Source organism: Pseudorhodoferax sp. Leaf267, from assembly GCF_001422405.1.
Taxonomy (GTDB): Bacteria; Pseudomonadota; Gammaproteobacteria; order Burkholderiales; family Burkholderiaceae_C; genus Pseudorhodoferax.
The window spans coordinates 95475-116743 of record NZ_LMMV01000005.1; the positions used below are offsets into that span (position 1 = coordinate 95475).

At 70.1% G+C, this 21269-nt stretch carries 14 protein-coding genes and 2 pseudogenes; 12 read left to right on the forward strand and 4 right to left on the reverse strand.

What is annotated here, in order from left to right; genetic code table 11:
• Positions 1-187: 187 nt before the first annotated feature.
• A pseudogene (locus tag ASF43_RS10305) lies at positions 188-1078 on the forward strand (methyl-accepting chemotaxis protein); the annotation flags it as partial.
• Between the two features lie 4 nt (positions 1079-1082).
• Entirely contained in the window at positions 1083-6059 is a 4977-nt protein-coding gene (locus tag ASF43_RS10310) for a response regulator (RefSeq protein ID WP_056180007.1), read from the forward strand.
• Here ASF43_RS10310 and ASF43_RS10315 read toward each other — a convergent pair.
• A complete protein-coding gene (locus tag ASF43_RS10315) occupies positions 6056-7066 on the reverse strand; it encodes a substrate-binding domain-containing protein (protein ID WP_056180011.1) in 1011 nt (336 codons plus the stop codon). The two genes, ASF43_RS10310 and ASF43_RS10315, sit on opposite strands and share 4 nt — an antisense overlap.
• Before the next feature lie 205 nt (positions 7067-7271).
• Here ASF43_RS10315 and ASF43_RS10320 point away from each other — a divergent pair, with 205 nt between their 5' ends.
• From ASF43_RS10320 to ASF43_RS29800, 9 genes and pseudogenes are all read left to right on the forward strand, one after another.
• Positions 7272-8543: an ABC transporter substrate-binding protein gene (locus tag ASF43_RS10320; RefSeq protein ID WP_235578206.1), complete on the forward strand. Its 1272-nt coding sequence runs from the start codon at positions 7272-7274 to the stop codon at positions 8541-8543.
• Positions 8544-8703: 160 nt separating this feature from the next.
• Positions 8704-9642, forward strand: a complete 939-nt coding sequence (locus tag ASF43_RS10325) for a carbohydrate ABC transporter permease (protein WP_056180016.1) — start codon at positions 8704-8706, stop codon at positions 9640-9642.
• Between the two features lie 11 nt (positions 9643-9653).
• Positions 9654-10499 (forward strand): carbohydrate ABC transporter permease, encoded by an 846-nt coding sequence (locus tag ASF43_RS10330; protein WP_056180018.1) that lies wholly within the window; start codon positions 9654-9656, stop codon positions 10497-10499.
• Positions 10496-12142, forward strand: a complete 1647-nt coding sequence (locus ASF43_RS10335; RefSeq protein WP_056180021.1) for an alpha-glucosidase — start codon at positions 10496-10498, stop codon at positions 12140-12142. Before ASF43_RS10330 ends, ASF43_RS10335 begins: the two co-directional genes overlap by 4 nt.
• Positions 12143-12155: 13 nt before the next feature.
• A complete protein-coding gene (locus ASF43_RS10340) occupies positions 12156-13355 on the forward strand; it encodes an ABC transporter ATP-binding protein (RefSeq protein ID WP_082497768.1) in 1200 nt (399 codons plus the stop codon).
• A gap of 56 nt (positions 13356-13411) precedes the next feature.
• Positions 13412-15820, forward strand: coding sequence for a glycoside hydrolase family 65 protein (locus ASF43_RS10345; RefSeq protein WP_082497769.1), 2409 nt, complete (start codon positions 13412-13414; stop codon positions 15818-15820).
• 39 nt (positions 15821-15859) lie between these two features.
• A complete protein-coding gene (gene pgmB, locus ASF43_RS10350) occupies positions 15860-16522 on the forward strand; it encodes a beta-phosphoglucomutase (RefSeq protein ID WP_235578207.1) in 663 nt (220 codons plus the stop codon).
• 146 nt (positions 16523-16668) lie between these two features.
• Positions 16669-17925, forward strand: coding sequence for a carbohydrate porin (locus tag ASF43_RS10355; RefSeq protein WP_056180023.1), 1257 nt, complete (start codon positions 16669-16671; stop codon positions 17923-17925).
• A 126-nt stretch (positions 17926-18051) separates the two neighbouring features.
• Positions 18052-18260: pseudogene (locus tag ASF43_RS29800) on the forward strand (6-aminohexanoate hydrolase); the annotation flags it as partial.
• 208 nt (positions 18261-18468) lie between these two features.
• On the opposite strand, the gene ASF43_RS10360 reads toward ASF43_RS29800, so the two are convergent.
• From ASF43_RS10360 to ASF43_RS10370, 3 genes are read right to left on the reverse strand one after another with little or no spacing between them, the layout of a single operon-like run.
• Positions 18469-18747 (reverse strand): DUF3325 domain-containing protein, encoded by a 279-nt coding sequence (locus ASF43_RS10360; RefSeq protein ID WP_056180027.1) that lies wholly within the window; start codon positions 18745-18747, stop codon positions 18469-18471.
• Positions 18744-20318, reverse strand: coding sequence for a PepSY domain-containing protein (locus ASF43_RS10365; protein WP_235578208.1), 1575 nt, complete (start codon positions 20316-20318; stop codon positions 18744-18746). Before ASF43_RS10365 ends, ASF43_RS10360 begins: the two co-directional genes overlap by 4 nt.
• Before the next feature lie 29 nt (positions 20319-20347).
• Positions 20348-20605 carry a DUF3649 domain-containing protein gene (locus ASF43_RS10370; RefSeq protein ID WP_235578209.1) on the reverse strand — a complete coding sequence of 86 codons (258 nt, stop codon included), beginning with the start codon at positions 20603-20605 and terminating at the stop codon, positions 20348-20350.
• A gap of 319 nt (positions 20606-20924) precedes the next feature.
• Here ASF43_RS10370 and ASF43_RS10375 point away from each other — a divergent pair, with 319 nt between their 5' ends.
• Entirely contained in the window at positions 20925-21263 is a 339-nt protein-coding gene (locus ASF43_RS10375; RefSeq protein WP_056180036.1) for a PRC-barrel domain-containing protein, read from the forward strand.
• Positions 21264-21269 lie beyond the last annotated feature (6 nt).

Consider the following 21269-nt stretch of genomic DNA (forward strand, 5'->3'; position numbering starts at 1 on the left):
GGCCGGCCTGCTCGCCGCGCCACTGGCCCGGGCCGGCCTGGGCGGCGGCACACTCGCCGCCATCGCAGGCTCGGTGCTGCTGGCCATGCTGGCCGCGGCAGGCTGGGTAAGCGTGCAGCGCCAGCAGCACGCGGGCCAGATCGCCGCCCTGCGCGCGTCGGCCCCGCCGCCCGCCCCGACGACCGAGCATGCCGCCGATGCAGTGAACGACACCGCCGCTGCCCTGCACGCGCTGGTCGGCAGCGTGCAGGACACGGCCACGCGCGTGGCGCAGACCACGGCCGAGGTCGAAGGCGCCTCGGCCGCGCAGCTGGACGCGTCGACCGCCCAGCTGCGCGAAATCCGCGAGGCCGCCCGCGCGGTGCTGGACATGGCGCTGCGCATGAACGAGATGGCGGGCCAGGCGCAGGAATCGGCCCAGGTCGCGCAGCAGTCGCTGCAGGCCGCGGACGCGGGCCGCGCGGCCGTGCAGAACGCCATCGGCGGCATGGATGCGATCCGCGACCAGATCCAGGACACGTCCAAGCGCATCAAGCGGCTGGGCGAGTCGTCGCAGGAGATTGGCGAGATCACCGAGCTGATCTGGGGCCTGACCGAGCAGACCAACGTGTTGGCGCTGAACGCGGCCATCCAGGCCGCCTCGGCTGGAGAGGCAGGGCGCGGCTTCTCGGTCGTGGCCGAGGAGGTGCAGCGCCTGGCCGGCCGCTCGGCCGACGCCACGCGGCAGATCGCCACGCTGGTGCAAACCATCCAGGCCGACACGCAGGACGCCGTGGCCGCCATGGAGCGCTCCACCCAGGGCGTGGTCGCCGGCGCCCGCCTGTCCGACACGGCGGGCACGGCGCTGGCGGAGATCGACGCCGTCACGCGCCGGCTGGCCGAGCGCATCGAACACATCGCCGGCGCCACCACGCGCGAGACGGAACGCGCCAACGGTGTGGCCGACAGCATCCAGCACATCTTCACCGCAACCGAGCAGGCTGGTGACGGCACGCGCGCCATGGCCGAGCAGGTGCGCGCATTTGCGCAGATGGCCGCGGAACTGCGCCAGTCCGTTGCACGCTTCACGACCGTTTGAGCCCATGTCCACCACACCACCGGCAGCCGCCTTCCCCCGCGTCGCGGACGATCTGGGCCCGCTGGCCTGGGTGCGCGAAGAGCTGCGCAAGACCCTGGAGGCGGCGACCAAGGAACTGCGCCGCCACCTGCGCGAGGCCGACGCGGTCGCACAGGGCGGCAGCAACGCGCCCGACGGCGGCCACCTGGCGCAGGCCGGCCGGCTGCTGCGCCAGTGCACGGGCGCCCTGGCCATGATCGAGCAGCCCGCGGCGGCCCACATGCTGCGCGCGATGGAGGCGGCCACGCAGCGCCTGGCCGAGCAACCTGAAGCCTGCACCGAGGAGGCCGTCACGCACATCGAGCGCGCCGGCTTCGCGATGAACGACTACCTGGACGCGCTGCTGGCCGGCAAGCCGGTCTCGGCCGTGTCGCTGTTCCCGCAGTACCGCGACGTGCAGGCGGTGGCCGGCAACGACCGCATCCACCCGGCCGACCTGTGGACGCACGCGGAGCCGCAGGCGGCGCCCACCGTGCCCGTGGCTGCCGCCGCGCTTGCACCCGAGCCCGCCGTGCGCAGCCGGCTCGACCAGGCCGTGCTCCAGCTGGTCAAGACCGGCGACCCGGCGGCCGCCCGCGCGTTGCATGCCCTGGGCCTGGGGCTGGCCGCCGGCGCCGCGTTGCCGGACCAGGCCAGCTTCTGGAACCTGGCCGCGGCCTACTTCGAGGCCGTGGCCCTGGGCCTGGTGCCGTCCGACCTGTACGCCAAGCGCATGGCCTCGCGCGTGCTGACGCAGTACGCAGCGCTCGCGCGCGGCGAGGCCGCGCCCTCGGCACGGCTGGTGCAGGACCTGCTGTTTTACTGCGCGCGCGCCGTGCCCGGCGCCGATGCCCAAGCCGGCACGCTTGCCGCCGTGCGCTCCGCCCATGGCCTGGGCGCCGCACTGCCGGTCGACTACGAAGACCGCCGCTTCGGCCGCTTCGACCCCGCGCAACTGGCCCAGGCGCGCAAGCGCATCGCGGCCGCGGCCGAGACTTGGTCTGCCCTGGCCGGCGGCGACACGCACCCGTTCAAGACCGCGCTGGAACAGTTCGCCCTGGTCGGCGAATCGCTGACCCGGCTGCACCCCGACAGCGCCGTGCTGACGCAGGCGCTGCAGCGCACCGTCGAGGCCGCGGCCCACCAAGGCACGGTGCCGGCCGCGCCGCTGGCCATGGAGGTGGCCACCGCCGTGCTGTACCTGGAGGCTGCCTACGCCGACCTGGACGAGGACGACGCCGGCATGCGCGCGCGCGCCGCGCTGCTGACCGAGCGCCTGGACCAGGTGGCCGCGGGCGGCGCGCCGGAGCCGCTGCAGCCCTGGATGGAAGAGCTGTACCACCGCGTGAGCGACCGCCAGACCATGGGCCACGTGGTCGAGGAGCTGCGCAGGACGCTGGCCGAGATCGAGCAGACGCTGGACCAGTTCTTCCGCGCGCCGCGCGAGAAGATGGTGCTGGCCAGGGTCGTCGCGCAGTGCGCTCAGATGCGCGGCGTGCTGTCGGTGCTGGGGCTGGAGCAGGCCGCGCACGCCGTGCAGCGCATGCGCGAGACCGTGGAAGGCTACATGGCCGATGCGCCGGACGACGCGCCCGCGCGCGCGGCCAGCTTCGACCGGTTGGGCGCCAGCCTGGGCGCGCTCGGGCTGCTGATCGACATGCTGGGCTACCAGCGCGCCCTGGCGCGCGAGCTTTTCGTGTACGACGAGTCGCAAGGCCTGCTGCGCATGGCACTGCCGCCGCAGGCCGATGCACAGCCGGCCGACCCGGCACACGATCCACCGCAGCTGCAGCCGGCCGTGGCCGACGCCGGTGAAGGCGACAGCGCCGCGCTGCAGGTCTTTGCGGACGAGGCGCGCCAGGCCGTGCATGGGGCGCGCTTGCTGACCGCCGCGCTGCGCGCGACGCCAGCCGACGCCGATCCCTTGCCCGCACTGCGTCGCGTCTTCCACAGGCTCAAGGGCAGCGCGCGCATGGTCGACCAGCCGGCATTCGGCGACACGGCCTGGGCACTGGAGGATCTGCTGACGGCGTGGCTGGCCACGCAGCAGCCGGCCACGCCGGCGCTGCTGGACCTGGCCGACGACGCGTTGCAGGCGCTCGCCGCCTGGGCCGACGACATCGCGGCCGGCCGCGACGGCGACCACCATGCCGCCGACCTGCGCGTACGCGCCGAGACCTTGCAGCTGGAGCCCGAGGCGTCAGCACCCGCGCCGGCCGTTGCCGACGAGGATGGCATGCGCGCGGTCGGCCCGCTGCGCATCGCGCTGCCGCTGGACAACGCCTACCTGAACGACGCCGATGAATCGTCACGCCGCCTGCTGGCCGGGCTGGGCGCCTGGTCGCAGGAGCCGGCCACGCCGCTGGACGAGGCGACCATCGCGCTGGCCCGCGACCTGGCCGACAGCGCCGCCCGCATCGGCTTTCATGCCTTGTCGCAGCTGGCGCACCGCCTCGTGGCTGCGCTGGCCCACGTGCAGGCCCACGGTCTGCGCGAGGGCCAGGGCCGCGTGCTGCTGGATGCGGCCGAGGACGTGCGCCGGCTGCTGCACCAGTTCGCGGCCGGCTTCCTGAAGGAGCCGAACGCGGCCGTGCAGCACGCGCTGGAGACCATCGTGCCAACGTCCGCGCCCGCGCCGGCGGCCACGGGCCCGGCCTTCGACGACGCCATCGACGTGGCCGATGCGATCGACCCCGACCTGTTCCCGGTGTTCGACGACGAGGCCGCCGAGCTGCTGCCGCGGCTGGGGGCTGCGCTGCGCCAATGGTCGGCCGAGCCCGCCGACACCGACGCGCGCCAGCGTGCGCAGCGCGCGCTGCACACGCTCAAGGGCAGCGCGCGCCTGGCTGGCGCCCTGCGGCTGGGCGAGAGCGCCCACCGGCTGGAGACCGCCATCGAGCCGCTGGCCGGCGATGGCGTGCCCACGGCTGCCATCGCCCCGCTGCTCGCGCAGGCCGATGCGCTGCAGACCGACTTGGACCGGCTGCGCGCCGCGCACCAGCCCGCGCCGCTGGGCGCGCTGTCGGCGCAGCCCGACACCGAAGCGCACGAAGTCGTCGGGCCGCAGCCCATCCCCGTGCCGCAGCCGCTGGCGCCGCGCGCCATGTCCAACCAGTCGGTGCGCGTGCGCTCGCAGTTGCTGGACCGCATGATCAACCAGTCCGGCGAGGTGCTGATCACGCGTGCGCGCATGCAGTCACGGCTGGACCAGCTGCGCGGCGCGCTCGGCGACCTGGGCGGCAACCTGGACCGACTGCGCCAGCAGCTGCGCGAGGTCGAACTGCAGGCCGACTCGCAAATGCAGTCGCGTCTGGCGCAGGCGCGTGACACCAGTCCTGCGGCCACGCCGTTCGACCCGCTGGAGTTCGACCGCTTCACGCGCGTGCAGGAGCTGACGCGCATGATGGCCGAGTCGGTCAACGACGTGGCCACCGTGCAGCGCAGCCTGCAGCGCACCATCGAAGGCACGGAGGACGACCTGGCCGCGCAGGCACGCCAGGCCCGCGAGCTGCAGCACGATTTGCTGCGCATGCGCATGGTGGCGTTCGACGCCATCGCCGAGCGCCTGCACGGCGTGGTGCGCCAGGCCGCCACCGACCTGGGCCGCCACGTGCAGCTGGAGATCAGCGGTGGCCTCATCGAGCTGGACCGCGGCGTGCTGGACCGCCTGGCGCCGACCTTCGAGCACCTGCTGCGCAACGCCATCGTGCACGGCATCGAGGACGCGCCGCAGCGCAGCGCCGCCGGCAAGCCCGAGGCCGGCCGCATCGAGATCGCACTGCACCACGAGGCCAACGACATCGCCATCCGCGTGCAGGACGACGGCCGCGGGCTGGACCTGCCGCGCATCCAGGCCCGCGCCCTGTCGCTGGGCCTGCTGTCCTCGGGCGCGCCACTGTCGGCCGGCGAGGCGGCGGACCTGATCTTCCTGCCCGGCTTCACGACCGCGCACCAGGTCACCGGCCTGGCCGGGCGCGGCATCGGCATGGACGTGGTGCGCACCGAGGTCCATGGCCTGGGCGGCCGGATCGAGACCCGCACGACGGCCGGCCAGGGGACGGAATTCAAGATCGTGCTGCCACTGACCACGGCCGTCACCCAGGTCGCCATGCTGCGCGCCGGCCCGCACTGCGTGGGCGTGCCGACCAACCTGGTCGAGGCCGTGCGCCGCGTGCCGGCCGCCGCACTGGCCCAGGCCTACGCCAGCGAAACCTTTGCCGAGGGCGGCGAGGCCCTGCCCTTCTACTGGGCCGGTGCGCTGCTGCAGTCCGCTGCCGCGAGCGAGGCACCCGGCGAGCGGCACGCCAGCGTGCTGGTGCTGCGCAGCGCCTCGCAGCGGCTCGCCCTGCATGTGGACGAGGTGCTGGGCCAGCAGGATGTCGTGGTCAAAAACCTCGGGCCGCAGCTGTCGCGGCTGCCGGGGCTGGCCGGCATGTCGGTGCTGGCCTCTGGCGCCGTGGTGTTGATCTACAACCCCGTGGCCCTGGCCGCCGTGCATGGCGCGCAGGCGCGCCAGGCCCAGCACGACCAGGCACTGCGCTCGGGCGACGGCGGCCTTGCGACCACCCAGCCGCCGGTGGCCACGCCGTTGGTGCTGGTGGTGGACGACTCCGTCACCGTGCGCCGCGTCACGCAGCGGCTGCTGCAGCGCGCGGGCTACCGCGTGGCGCTGGCAGCCGATGGCGTGCAGGCGCTCGAGGTGCTGCAGGCCGAACGCCCGGCCCTGGTGCTGTCGGACATCGAAATGCCGCGCATGGATGGCTTCGACCTGGCGCGCACGCTGCGCGCGGACACCGGCTGGGCCGGCCTGCCCATCGTCATGATCACCTCGCGCATGGCCGAGAAGCACCGGACACATGCGCTGTCGATCGGCGTCGACCACTACCTGGGCAAGCCCTACTCCGAAGAGGAACTGCTGAGCCTGGTGCGCCGCTACACGGTAGCCGCCGACGGAGCGGACTAGGCGGCCGGCCCGTCGCTGTCGCCCGGCACCAGCACCGGCTGGTGCAGGCGCTGCAGCGTGGCAGGCGGCGCGCCTTCCAGCCTGGCGAGCGTGAGCTCGGCCAGCACACGGCCGATCTGCGCCGGCCCGGGCTGCTGCACGGCCGTGATGGCGGTGCGGATCACCGAGTCGGTGCCCAGGCCGTCGTACACAATGAGCGACAGGTCACGGCCCAGGCTGCGGCCCTGGTGCAGGGCCGCGTGGACCGCGCCCACACCGGCCAGGTGGTTGTCCACCAGCACCGCCGTCGGCGGCTGCGGCAAGGCCAGCAACTGCTGCATGGCGGCGTAGCCGGAGCGCCGGTCCAGCGCCTGGCGCAGCAGCAGAGGCGGTGACGGCGCCAGGCCGGCAGCCGCCAGCTCGGCACAGAAGCCATCGAAACGCAGGGCTGCGAAGTTGTACTCGGCCGGCGCGCCCAGGTAGGCGATGCGCCGGTGCCCCAGGCCGGTGAGCCGGCGCGTGGCCAGGCGGGCGCCGCGTTCGTTGTCGAAGTCCAGCCAGGCGTAGTCGGTCGCCAGGCCGGGACTGCGGCCATAGGCGACGAAGGGCACGCCCTGCTGCTGCAGCAGGGCCAGGCGGGCATCGTGCACGCGCGTGCGTGGCACCACGAAGGCGCGGATGCGCCGGCCGCGGATGGCCCGCTGGTAGGCCGCCAGCTCGTCGCCCGCAGTCGACACGATCAGCAGGTCCATGGCCGCCTCTTCGAGCCGCTCGCTAAGCGCGGCCGCCACCGTCAGGAACAGCACGTCGCCCAGGTCGCCGGGCGTGATCGGGAACACCAGGCCTACGGCATCGCCACGGCCCAGGGCCAGGCCACGGGCGCCGGGGTCAGGCTGGTAGTGCAAGCGCGCGGCCGCAGCCAGCACGGCCGCACGCGTGGCCTGCGCGACCTCCGGGTAGCCATTGAGCGCGCGACTGACCGTGGTCAGCGACAGGCCGAGTTCGGTGGCGATCTTCTTGAGGCTCATGGTCGGGAAGACAGGCCGTGCGCAGGCGCTGGCGACACATGCTAACAACGCATACAAACTTTTCGTATACACATAGTTTCTGCGTAACTTATTGGTTACCATGGTAAACCACGAAATCGACTCAAATTGCTTTGGACACAATATTCAAAGCGCTTTGGACATCTGTCCAGACGTGAACAGCGACAACAATTTCCAGGGGATTTCCGTGAACGTCAACACAAGAAACTACATCCTTGCCGCGGCCCTGGGCCTAGGCATGGCGGGCGCGCAAGCGGCCGGCGTCACCATCACCGTGTCCTGCGGCACGGTCGGCCAAGACTTCGAGTTCTGCAAGAAAGCCACCGACGAGTGGAGCAAGAAGACCGGCAACACCGTCAAGCACCTGACGATTCCTCAATCCACTTCCGACATCCTGGGTCTGTTCCGCCAGATGTTCGCCGCCAAGTCCGCCGACGTGGATGTGATCTCGGTCGACGTGGTCTGGCCCGGCACCATCAAGAGCCACCTGCTCGACCTGGGGCCCTACGCCAAGGGCGCCGAGAAGGCCCACTTCCCGGCCCTTGTGGCCAACAACACCGTGGACGGCAAGCTGCTGGCCATGCCCTGGTTTACCGATGCCGGCGTGCTGTACTACCGCAAGGACCTGCTGGCCAAGTACGGCGAGAAGGCCCCCACCACCTGGGACGAGATGACGGCCACGGCCAAGAAGGTCATGGACGGCGAACGCAAGGCGGGCAATGCCGACATGCAGGGCTACGTGTTCCAGGGCAAGGCCTACGAGGGCCTGACCTGCAACGCGCTGGAATGGGTGGCCAGCCACGGCGGCGGCTCCATCGTCGACGCCAGCGGCAAGGTCACCGTCAACAACCCGCAGGCCGCCAAGGCGCTGGCCACGGCCGCCGGCTGGATCGGCACCATCTCGCCCACCGGCGTGCTGAACTACGGCGAAGAAGACGCGCGCGGCGTGTTCCAGAAGGGCAACTCGGTCTTCATGCGCAACTGGCCCTATGCCTGGTCGCTGAGCCAGGGCTCGGACAGCCCGGTCAAGGACAAGGTCGGCGTGGTCAACCTGCCCAAGGGCGGCGACGGCAAGCCGGCGGCCACGCTGGGCGGCTGGCAGCTGTCGGTCGTCAAGTACTCCAAGAACCCGGCCGTCGCAGCCGACCTGGTCATGTACCTGACCAGCCCCGATGTGCAGAAGGACCGCGCGATCAAGGGTTCCTACAACCCCACCATCCCCGCGCTGTACCAGGACGCTGCCGTGCTGCAGGCCAACCCCTTCTTCGGCACGCTGTACGAGACCTTCGTCAACGCCGTGCCGCGCCCGGCGACTGCCACGGGCCAGAAGTACAACGAGGTTTCCGCCGCGTTCTGGAACGCCGCGCACACGGTGCTGTCGGGCAAGGCCAAGCCCGAGGAAGCGCTGAAGTCGCTCGACGCCAAGCTGGGCCAGGTGCGCCGCGGCGCGAACTGGTAAGCCAGCCCTGACGCGGCCGGCGCTGCACGCGCCGGGCCGCGCCACCCCACCACCCCCTGCAGCGCCATGCCGGCGCCGGGTGCATCCATGCGCCCCGGTCCCGACACGCGTGCCAGACGGTGGCCGGCCCTTGTTCTTTCCTCCCTTGCAGGAGCTTGTCATGAGCAGTCCTCCCTCTGCCCTCACGCGTGAGCGCACCCGCAGCGCGTGGATCTTCCTGGCCCCGACGCTGGTCGTGCTGTTGCTGGTCGCAGGCTGGCCGCTGGGCCGCACGATCTGGTTCAGCTTCACCGACGCCAGCCTCGACTCCATCGGCGACTCCACCTACCTGTGGGTGGGCCTGTCCAACTACTTCGGAGAGTACGGCGTCTTCAACTTCGCGGCCGCGCAAGGCTTCTGGGCCACGGACTGGGGCATGGCGATCCGCAACACCTTCAAGTTCGCGGTCGTCTCGGTGGTGCTGGAGACGGTGCTGGGCGTGGTGTTCGCGCTGGTGCTGAACGCCGAGTTCAAGGGCCGCGCCTTCGTGCGCGCCGCGGTGCTGGTGCCCTGGGCGATCCCCACCATCGTCTCGGCCAAGATGTGGGCCTGGATCATGCACGACCAGTTCGGCGTGCTGAACGCCATGCTCAAGAGCTGGGGCGTGATCGACGCCAACATCGCGTGGACGGCCGACCCGGCCTACGCGCTGTGGTCCGTGGTCCTGGTCGACGTGTGGAAGACCACGCCCTTCATGGCGCTGCTCACGCTGGCCGCGCTGCAGATGCTGCCGCGCGACTGCTACGAGGCCGCGCACGTGGACGGCATCCACCCGGTCAAGGTGTTCTTCAAGGTCACGCTGCCGCTGATCTGGCCCGCGCTGATGGTGGCCGTGATCTTCCGCCTGCTCGATGCGCTGCGCGTGTTCGACATCATCTACGTGATGACGTCCAACAGCGTGGACACGATCTCCATGTCGGGCTTCGTGCGCCGCGAGATCGTGGACAACAACTACGTGGGCTACGGATCGGCCGCGTCCACGGTGCTGTTCCTCATCATCGCGGCCTGCACGCTGCTGTATCTCAAGCTGTCCCGCGTCGACCTCGGCGGCAAGAAGTGAGGAGCGGCGCCATGAACCTCTCCACCCAACGCCTGCTAGGCAACATCGGCCTGTACACGCTGGTCGCCGTCATCAGCCTGTTCTGCCTGTTTCCGTTCTACTTCGCGATCGTCACGTCGCTCAAGGAAGGCACCGAGCTGTTCAGCACCTCGCTGTGGCCGGCCGCCCCCACGCTGAAGAACTACGTCAACCTGTTCACGGTGCCCGAGCAGCCGTTCGGCCGGCACCTGTTCAACTCGGTGGCCGTGTCCTGCCTGGTCGTGGTCGTCTCGCTGTTGCTGGGCGTGACGGCCGCCTACGCGCTGGGCCGCATCCACTTCAAGGGGCGCGGCCTCTTGCTGCTGACCGTGCTGGCCGTGTCCATGTTCCCGCAGGTGGCCGTGCTGTCCGGCATGTTCGAGCTCATGCAGGCCATCGGTTTCTACAACCACTGGTGGGGCCTCACGCTGCCCTACATGATCTTCACCTTGCCGTTCACGGTCTGGGTGCTCACCACCTTCGTGCGCGACCTGCCCAAGGAGTTGGAAGAGGCCGCCATCATGGACGGCTGCACGCCCTGGGGCATCATCACCAAGGTGTTCCTGCCCGTGATGTGGCCGGCGCTGGTGACCACGGGGCTCTTGGCCTTCATCGCGGCCTGGAACGAGTTCCTGTTCGCGCTGACCTTCGTGCTGGCCAACACCGACCGCACGGTGCCGGTGTCGATCTCGCTGATCAGCGGCGCCGACAAGTTCGAGATCCCCTGGGGCAAGATCATGGCGGCTTCGGTGCTGGTGACCTTGCCGCTGATCGTGCTGGTGCTGGCCTTCCAGCGCAAGATCGTGGGCGGGCTGACCTCCGGGGCGGTGAAGGGATGAGCGCGCTGCACAACGAATGGTGGCGCGGCGGCGTCATCTACCAGGTCTACCCGCGCAGCTTCGCCGACGGCAACGGCGACGGCATCGGCGACCTGCCCGGCATCACGGCCAGGTTGGAGCACATCGCCGGCCTGGGTGTCGACGCGGTCTGGCTGTCGCCCTTCTTCAAGAGCCCGCAGAAGGACTTCGGCTACGACGTCAGCGACTACCGCGATGTCGACCCGATGTACGGCACGCTTGCCGACTTCGACGCGCTCGTGGCCAAGGCGCACGGCCTGGGGCTCAAGGTCATGATCGACCAGGTACTCTCGCACTGCTCCGACCAGCACGCCTGGTTCGCCGAGAGCCGCGCCAGCAAGGGCAACCCCAAGGCCGACTGGTTCGTCTGGGCCGATGCGAAGCACGACGGAACGCCACCCAACAACTGGCTCAGCGTGTTCGGCGGCAGTGCCTGGCAATGGGACACGCGGCGCTGCCAGTACTACCTGCACAACTTCCTGGTCAGCCAGCCCGACCTGAATCTCCACAACCCCGAGGTGCAGGACGCACTGTTGGCCGAGGTGCGCTTCTGGCTGGAACGCGGCGTGGACGGCTACCGGCTGGACGCGATCAACTTCTGTTGCCACGACCGGCAACTGCGCGACAACCCTGGCCGCGGCGCGCCCGCGCATGTGGACCCGACCGCCCCCGCCGCCAACCCGTATTCATGGCAGGTGCACCAGTACGACAAGAGCCAGCCCGAAGCGCTGGACTTTTTGCGCCGGCTGCGCAAGTTGGTGGATGCATACGCCGACACCACCATGGTCGGCGAGATCGGCGACGAGGCCGGCCTGCGCCTGATGGCCGAGTACACGGGCGGGGGCGACAAGCTGCACATGGCCTATTGCTTCGACCTGCTGGGCCCGGTGTTCGATGCGCCCTATGTGCACGGGCTGCTGACCAGCCTGCACGACCAGATCGCCGACGGCTGGCCCTGCTGGGCCATCTCCAACCACGACTGCGTGCGCGTGGCAACGCGCTGGGGCGGCAAGACGCCCGCCCCGGCGCTGCTGCGCCAGGTCGCCGCGCTGCTGCTGACGCTGCGCGGCAGCGCCTGCATCTACCAGGGCGAGGAACTCGGCCTGCCCGAGGCCGACATCGCACTGGCCGACCTGCAGGACCCCTACGGCATCACGATGTGGCCCGAATTCAAGGGCCGCGACGGCTGCCGCACGCCCATGGCCTGGCAGGCCGATGCGCCCGACCTGGGCTTTGGCAGCGGCGCCGCCAAGCCCTGGCTGCCGCTGGCTGAAAGCCACCGCGCGCTGGCCGCAGACCGGCAGCAGGCCGACCCCGGCTCGCTGCTGCACCACTACAGGCGCCTGCTGCAGTGGCGCCGCACGCAGCCCGCGCTGGTGGCCGGCGCCATGGCGCTGCTGCCGCTGCAGGGCGATGTGCTGGCCTTCGAGCGCTCGCAGGGCGCGCAGCGCCTGCTGTGCGTCTTCAACATCAGTGAGCAGGCCGCGCGCTACGAGGTCGCGGCCACCCACTGGGAGCTGGCCCCAGACGCGCCCGCCACCACGCCGGGCACAAGCCGCGACGGCAACGCCCTCTGGCTGGCGCCGCACGCCACCGCCTTCCTCACGCTTCGCACCCCGGATTGACAGGAGACTTCCGATGTCCGCCATCAGCTTTCGCAATGTCCACAAGCGCTACGACGGCGCCAGCCTGGACACCATCCGCAACGTGAACCTGGAGATCCAGGCCGGAGAGTTCGTGGTCTTCGTAGGCCCGTCGGGCTGCGGCAAGTCCACGCTGCTGCGCATGGTGGCCGGGCTCGAAGACATCTCCAGCGGCGACCTGTCGATCAAGGGCGCCCGCGTCAACGAGACCCCGCCGTCGCGCCGCGGTGTGGCCATGGTGTTCCAGAGCTACGCGCTGTACCCGCACATGACGGTCTACGACAACATGGCCTTCGGCCTGAAGCAGCTCAGGACCGACGGCACCACGGTGGACCAGCGCGTGCGCAAGGCCAGCAAGATCCTGCAGCTGGACCCGCTGCTCAAGCGCCTGCCCAAGGAACTGTCGGGCGGCCAGCGCCAGCGCGTGGCCATCGGGCGCGCCATCGTGCGTGAGCCTGACGTGTTCCTGTTCGACGAGCCGCTGTCCAACCTGGACGCCTCGCTGCGCGTGCAGACCCGGCTGGAGATCGCCAAGCTGCACAAGGACATCGGCACGGCCAGCATGATCTACGTGACGCACGACCAGGTCGAGGCCATGACGCTGGCCGACAAGATCGTGTTGCTGAACGCCGGCGAGCCCGTGCAGCGCGACGGCAGCGTGGCCCAGTTCGGCGCGCCGCTCGAGCTCTACCACCACCCCGTCAACAAGTTCGTGGCCGGCTTCATCGGCAGCCCGAAGATGAACTTCGTGGCCGCCGTTCTGTCGCAGGCCGATGCGCGCCAGGCCACTGTCATGGTGGGGCCGGTGCCCTGCCGGGCCGACGTCGATGCCAGCGCGTTGCCGCGCGACAGCGAGGTCACGCTGGGCGTGCGGCCCGAGCATGTGCAGATCGCCGACGGCCAGGGCCCCAACATCGTGACCGGCCTGGTCGCGTTCCTCGAGCGCCTGGGCGAGGCCGGCTACGTCTATGTGCGGCTGGCCGGCGGTGAGCTCGTCACCGTGCGCCAGACCGGCCATTCCGCCCTGGCAGTCGGCAGCCCCATCAGCCTGTACTTCCCGCCGCAGGACATCCATGTGTTCGACGGCAACGACGTGGCCGTCAAGCGCACGGCCGACACGCTCACGCACGACCAGCCGCCCATGGTGGCCGGCGTGTCGATCTCTCGCACGAGCAGCTACGCCGGACGGCACTGACGCCAGCGCCCGGCCGCGGTGCGCTGCGCACCGCCCCTTTCACTTCGACTGAGTTCATGACCGACACCGAAACCTCCCCGCTGGGGGTGGCTCCCTGGAGCCTGCCCGAATCGCGCTTCGACCCCGCGCGCGCGCCCCTGCACGAGACCCTGTTCTGCCTGGGCAATGGCCGCATCGGCCTGCGCGGCGCGCACGAAGAAGCGCACTGGCCCGGCACCGAGCAGGACGCCACCTACCTGAACGGCTTTCACGACGTCGAAGACATCGCCTATGCCGAAAACGCCTACGGCCTGGCCCGCCACCACCAGTTCCTGGTGGCCGTGCCCAACGCCAAGGCCATCGGCTGGCAGATCGACGACGAGCGCTTCGACCCGCGCACCGGCGCCATCGAGGACTACCAGCGCGCCCTGGACTTCCGCACCGGCCTGCTCACCCGCAACTTCACATGGGTTTCGCCGCAGGGCCGGCGCGTGGCGGTGCGCAGCACGCGCCTGGTGAGCCTGGAGCGCGAATCGATCTGCGCGCTGCGGTATGAGCTGCAGGTGCTGGACGGGCCGGCGCGCATCGTCGTGGAGTCCTTCATCGACGCGCGGGCGCACGAGATGGAGGTCAGCGACGATCCGCGCGTGGGCTCGGCGAACGCCGCCAAATCGCTGGTCGAAGTCTCGGCCGAACGGCGCGCGCAGCAGGTGCAACTGATCCACCGCACCAAGCGCAGCGAGCTGTATGTGGCCAGCTTCATGCACAACAGCGCCGAGGGCTCGCAAGGCGCCATCGCCGCGCACGACGCCGGCACCACGGCCTGCCTGGGCCACCGCTTCGAGGCCGAGCTCATGCAGGGCGAGAGCCTGCGGCTGGACAAGGTCTTCGGCCTCATGAGCTCGCAGCACGCGCCTGCGGCCGACGTGCCGGCGCTGCTCGGCCGCGCCGTGGAGCAGGCGGTGGAGGCCGGGTTCGCACAGCTGTGCGCGGAGCAGCAGGCCTACCTGGCGCGCTTCTGGCAGGACGCCGACATCGAGATCGAGGGCGACGACGCGCTGCAGCAAGGCATGCGCTTCAACCAGCTGCATCTGCTGCAGTCGGTGGGCCGCGACGGCCGCACCAACATCGCGGCCAAGGGCGTGACCGGCAGCGGCTACGACGGCCATTACTTCTGGGACACCGAGATCTACGTGTTCCCCATGCTGCTGCACACGCAGCCACAGATCGCGCGCCGCCTGCTGGAGTTCCGCTACCACACGCTGGACGCCGCCCGCGCGCGCGCGCGCGAGATGGCGCATGCCCAGGGCGCGCTGTTCCCGTGGCGCACGATCAACGGGCCGGAATGCTCGTCCTACTTCCCGGCTGGCACGGCGCAGTACCACATCAACGCCGACATCGCGTTCGCCGTCAAGCGCTACTGGGAGGCCACCGGCGACGACGCCTTCATGCTGGCCCACGGCGTGGAACTGGTGTTCGAGACCGCGCGCATCTGGATGGGCCTGGGCCACTTCCAGGACGGCCGCTTCGAGGACGGCAGCACGCGCCGCTATTGCATCCACACCGTGACGGGCCCGGACGAATACACGGCGCTGGTCGACAACAACTTCTACACCAACGCGATGGCGCAGATGCACCTGGCCTTCGCGGTGGAGCTGGTGCAGTGGATGGCGCAGCAGCATGCCGGCACGCTGCTGCAGCTGCAGTTGCGCATCGGCCTGGACCTGCGCGAAGCCGAGACCTGGCAGGAAGCCGCGCGGCGCATGTATCTGCCCTACGACGGCGCGCTCGGCGTGCACCCGCAGGACGATGGCTTCCTGGCCAAGCCGCGCTGGGGCTTTGACACCGGCAGCGACGACGCGACCGCCCAGCGCCCGCTGCTGCTGCACTACCACCCGCTGGTGATCTACCGCCACCAGATCTGCAAACAGGCCGACGTGCTGCTGGCCCTGCTGCTGCTGGGCGAGCAGTTCAGCCTGGCGGACAAGCGCCGCGACTTCGACTACTACGAGCCGATCACCACGCACGACTCCTCGCTGTCGCGCTGCATCTTCGGCATCGTGGCCTCGGAGGTCGGCTACCACGCCAAGGCCTACGATTACTTCGCGGCCGGTGCACGCGCAGACCTGGACGACCACCACCACAACACGCGCCACGGCGTGCACACGGCCGCCATGGCCGGTGCCTGGCTCGGCGTGGTGGCGGGCTTCGCCGGCCTGCGCATGCACAAGCGCATGCCGACTTTTGCGCCCACGCTGCCCGCGCACTGGCAGCGATACGGCTTCAAGTTGCGGCTCGCTGGCGTGCAACTGCAGCTCAGCGTGGACGCCGAGTCCTGCACCTACCGGCTGCTCGAAGGCGGCTGGCTCGCGCTGCGCCACTGCGGCCAGACCGTCGTGCTGGGCGGCGAGCGCACCGAAATGCGCCTGCCACTGGCCACGCGCCCCCCCGTCCTGGCCGTGCCCGCAGTGGCCCACCCCGCCTGATTTCTCACCTGCCACACCACCACAAGAAAGCTCGCCACCGTGACCTTGCGCTTCACCCACGCCTTCATCTTCGACCTGGACGGTGTGATCACCGACACCGCCACGCAACACCTGCAGGCCTGGCACAACCTGGCGCTGGAGATCGGCGTGCCATTCGATCCGCAGATGGGCGAGAAGCTCAAGGGCCTGTCGCGCATGGACTCGCTGGAGCTGCTGCTGGCAGGCTCCAAACGCCACTTCGACGACCGCATCAAGCAGCAGTTCGCGGACCGTAAGAACGCCGCCTATGTGCAGTCGCTGGCCCGCATGTCGGCCGCCGACCTGCTGCCCGGCGCGCTGGACGCGCTGCAGGCCGTGCGTGCCGGCGGCTGGGGCCTGGCGCTGGCCTCGGCCAGCAAGAACGCCATGACCGTGCTGGACCGCCTGGGCATCGCCCACCTGTTCCACCACGTGGTGGACGCCGCGCGCATCGCCCGCGGCAAGCCCGACCCCGAGACCTTCCTCGCCGCCGCGCAGGCGCTGGACGTGTTTCCCACGCGCTGCATCGGCATCGAGGACGCCGTGGCCGGCGTGCAGTCCATACGAAGCGCCGGCATGTTCGCCGTCGGCATCGGCAGCGCCGAGGTGCTGGGCGCGGCCGACCTGGTGCTGCCCGACCTGACGGCCCTCCAACCCGAGGCCTTGCTGCGACGGCTGCCCTGACGTCCGCACCGCTGCCTCTCCCACAAGAACAGAAAAGGAGACACCCCCACGAAAGCAGTCCACGCCCGCCACCGACCGACGTCACGACCGGCCGGCGCCCCTGCACGCGCCGGCCTCATCCCCCAAAAAGATCCGAGGAGATTTCCATGATCACCCATCCCTTGACCCGCACGGCCGCGGCAGCCGCCGCGCTGCTGCTGGGCGCCGTTCCCCTGCTGGCCCAGGCCCAGGACAAGGCCGACCCCACCAAAGAATTCGTCCAGAAGGTCAACAACGCGACCGGCCTGGAGTTCTGGGGCTATGCACGCAGCGGCTTCTACGTGGGCCACAAGGACCAGGGCCGTCTGCGCGGCAACTATTCGCTGGGCGGCGATCTGCACAAGTACCGCCTGGGCAACGAAGGCGACCACTACATCGAGTTCGGCATCGGCAAGCGCTTCGACCTGGGCGACGGGCTCAAATGGGGCGTGTTCTACATGCCCAAGATCTACAACGGCGACACCGGAACGGCCCAGGCCTACGCCACCATGACCGGCATCTTCGACAACAGCGCGACGCTGTGGGCCGGCCAGCGCTTCCACCGCATCCAGGACGTGCACATCGTCGACAACTGGGTCATGGAAGACGGCGACAACTACGGCGCCGGCATCGACGACATCCCGATGTTCGGCGTGGGCACCCTGAACGTGGCGCTGCACACCTCGGACTCGTTCGACAACAAGGCCGGCAACGTGAACGACGCCAAGCGCGTGAACCTGCAGTGGCGCAAGATCCCGACCAACCCGGGCGGCAGCATCACGCTGACCGCGGGCCTGATCTCTGGCGACTTCGCCAGGGGCAGCGACGGCGGCGCTCTCGGCATCGTGCACAACCAGAAGGACTTCCTCGTCAAGGGCCTGAACAACTCGCTGATGTTGCAGGCCTCCACGGGCCATTCGGACATCCGCGGCAAGTTCAGCGGGCTGGACGTGGACGGCACTTCGTTCGGGGGCGCCAAGCAGCGCCGCATCCTGGACGTGGTGGACTTCCAGCTCGGCAAGCTCGGCGGCCAGGCCCTGATCGGCTACCAGACCATCGACCCGGACGACGGCGGCGACATCAAGGACTTCAGCCTGGGCGGCCGCGTGAGCTACGGCATCGCCAAGCGCACCAAGCTGCTGGCCGAGATCGCGACCACGCAGCGCAAGGTGGACGGCGAAGCCAACCGCCGGCTGAACAAGGGCACGGTGGCCGTGGCCTTCGCGCCCAACACCGACTTCTGGACGCGCCCGGAATTCCGCATCTACTACACGCACGCCAACTGGAACAACGCCGCGCGCCTGGCTGCCGCCAACTCCTACGGCTTCGGTGGCAAGCGCAACAACAACACCTTCGGCGTGCAGATGGAAGTGTGGTGGGAATGATGTGAAGACGGCCTCCGCCTGAGAGGGCGGGGCATTTGGTGCCGCCTCGGCCTCCGGCCGCAGGCGGCTTTTTCTTGCCCGCGCACGGTCCCGGGCCAGACCCGATGCCGGTGCGCAGGGCCTTCGGGCAGCGGCGAGACACTGGACTTCGGCCAGATGCTCACGCGCACCTACACCGACGGCATCCTCGTGCTGCACCAAGGCCGCGTGGTCTACGAGAAGTATTTCGGCGCGCCACGCCGGAGCGCCCTGGCGACGCCACGGTGCGCCAGGTGATGGACATGACGATTGGCGTCAGGTATTCGGAGAACTACGCCGATCCAAAGACCGAGATGGTGATCGTGCGCTACGCGGCGCACCCGATCGGGGCGAATGCCGGCAACGATCCGCTGACGCTTCCGGCGTTCCATGCGGTGGCAACGGCGTTGATGGCGCCGTGACCAGGCCGCACAGAGGCATCACAGGTTCAGAACTCCACCCGCGCCACGCTGTCGTGGCCGCCCTTGGCATCCTTCCCGACCACCGCCGGCGGCGGTGAAAGTGTCAGCCCACCAGGCGCTGGCGCACGACGAGAGAGATGGAGACCAGTCCTGCGCAGAGGCTGGTGTGCCCGCTGAGTGTCACCAGCCCCAGGCTCCATCCCTGTGCGCGCACTGCAGCCAGCAGGGCCAGCAGCAGCGCGGCCCAGCCCGCGCTGCGCAGCGCGAGCGTGGTGCGGCGTGGCAACGGGCGTTTGAACAGATCTTCCTGATGCCGCTCCATGGCCAGCGCCAACGCCGCAAAGCCCAGCAGCGACAGCGTGAAGACGGCGAGATGCGTCATGCGCCCTCCCCGACCGCATCGCCCGCCAAGGGGCGTGCAGCCGCAGCGCGCCGGGCCGGCCGCGCCTTGGGTTGGTGCCGCGCCGTGCGCAGGGCCAGCGTCGCGTGCAGCGCGGCCAGCGCCAGCAGCGTGAGCTCCAGGCCGGCGAAGGCCCAGTCGCCCTGGGCCAGGCTGGTCCACAGCGGCCGCTCGGTCGTGAAGACGTTGAGCACGGGCAGCAGCGCCAGCAATGCCGTGGCCGCCCACAGCTGCTCGATCCAGGCGCGCCTGGCGGGCCGCAGCACGGCATGCAGCAGCGTCGCGGCCCAGACCATGAAGAACAGGTGGATCTCCCATTCGCTGCGCGCGGTCATGGTGGTCGGCAGCAGCCGGTTGCCCCACAGGAAGGACGCCATCGCGATCGACAGCCCGGCGATGGCGGCGATGTTGAGCCGCTCCACGAGCCGCAAGCCAAGATAGGGCTTGTCCGGGTCGGGCAGCTGCGCGCGGCGCTTGACGGTCCACATCACGAGGCCCGTGCCCACCATGGCCGTGCCGGCCAGGCTCACGAGGAAGTACAGCCAGCGCGTGGTGGTGTCGGAGAAGCGCCCCAGGTGCAGCGCGTACAGCACGCCGCGCGTCTCGGCCGCGGGGCCCACGTGGTCCTTGGCCCCGACCAGCTGGCCAGTCGTTCCGTCGAACAGCAGGTACTGCGGGCTGTACGACACGCGGCCGACCTCGCTGCGCACCACGGTCACGCGGGCCGCGGCGTCGCCGCCGTGGTGGACGGTGATGCGGCCCACGCTGCCCGCGCCCCAGCGCACCTCGGCCTCGCGCACCATGTCGGCCACGGGCGCCAGCGGCGCGGCCTGGCCCGTGGGCTTGCCGGCCTGCACGAACGCGCTGAGCGCGGCATTCATGGCGCGCCGCTCGGCCTGGCTCTTGAATGCCGCGTCGCCGCCCCAGGGCATGTACAGCAACATCAAGGTGATCAGCCCCGAGTAGGTGATCATGAAATGGAAGGGCAGGCCGAACACCGACAGCATGTTGTGCGCGTCCAGCCAGGAGCGCTGGCCCTTGCCCCAGCGGAAGGTGAAGAAGTCGATGAAGATCTTCTTGTGCGTGACCACGCCGCTGACGATGGCCACCAGCATGAACATGCCGCAAAAGCCCGCCAGCCAGCGGCCCCAGAGCACCGGCATGTAGTGGAAGTTGAAGTGGAATCGGTAGAAGAAGTCGCCGCCGCCGGTTGCGCGCGCCTGCACCTGGCGGCCGCTCACCGCATCGAAGGTGGCGCGCTCGAAGCCGCGCCGGCCGTCGACGGCAGGCACGCGCCAGAACGCGTCCACCGTGGGGTTGCGCGCATCCGGCAGGCCGAAGCTCCACTGCGGGCTGCCGGGCGCCGCCGCGGCCATGGCGCCGGCCATGGTCTGGGCGACCGTGGCGGCGTCGGGCAGCGGCTGCTGCGCAGGCAGCTCCGGCCGCATCCAGCCCGAGATCTCGTCGCGGAAATAGGAGACCGTGCCGGTCAGGAACATGGCGTACAGCAGCCAGCCGACCAAGAGGCCAGTCCAGATGTGCAGGTCCGACATGGTTTGCCGAAGGCCGGGCGCTTTCGCACTCATGGCGCGGCCCCGTGCCAGTACGGCCAAGCCGCCAGCAGCAACGGCGCGGCCGCCACCAGCAGGCCCGCCCAGGCCCGGCGCGCGCTGCGCACGGCGAACACCCAGACCACCGCGCCGGCATAGACCAGGAAGCTCAGCAGCATCCCCGTCAGCACGGCCTCGGATCGGGACAGCGGCAGCGCCAGCGTGGCCACGGACGTGAGCGCCGCCAGCGCATAGCCGCCGAACAGCGCGGCCACGATGCGGGACAGCAAGGGGCCGTTACGATAAAGAGGAAGGGGGGCGCGCGCAGCCACGAGCAGACCTCGAACGGAATGGAGCAACTAGGACAGGGGCGCCGTCGACGGCCCGGTCTGGCTGCGGCTTGACCTGGGAGTGCGAAAAGCGACGGAACGGGCGCCGAGTATAGGTTCTGGATGCGAACAGTTCGCGTTGTCGCCCTGGCGCCGACGCAGGTTTGGCCGCGCTCCTACGGCCGGGCCACGCCGCCGACCACAGCGCCCAGCCCGGGGTGTGACCACACTGAAATCCTGAGGCCGGTCACCTCGATCGGCCAGCCAACAGGAGAACACCATGGGCAATCCCGTCATCTCGTCCGACAAGGTCGAAGGCACCACCGTCTACAGCCCGGACGGCGGCAAGCTGGGCAGCATCGACAACCTCATCATCGACAAGCGCTCGGGCCAGGTGCGCTATGCCGCGCTGGAGTTTGGCGGCTTCCTGGGCATGGGCACCGACCGCTACCCCATCCCCTGGAGCATGCTGACCTACGACACCAACCTGGACGGCTATGTTGTGCCTCTGCAGCAGGACCAGCTGGAACAGGCACCGCGCTACGACAAGGCCGAGTCGCCCGAATACACCGACGAATACGGCCGCCGCGTCTACGACCACTACGGCGTGACCTGGTAAGGCCCG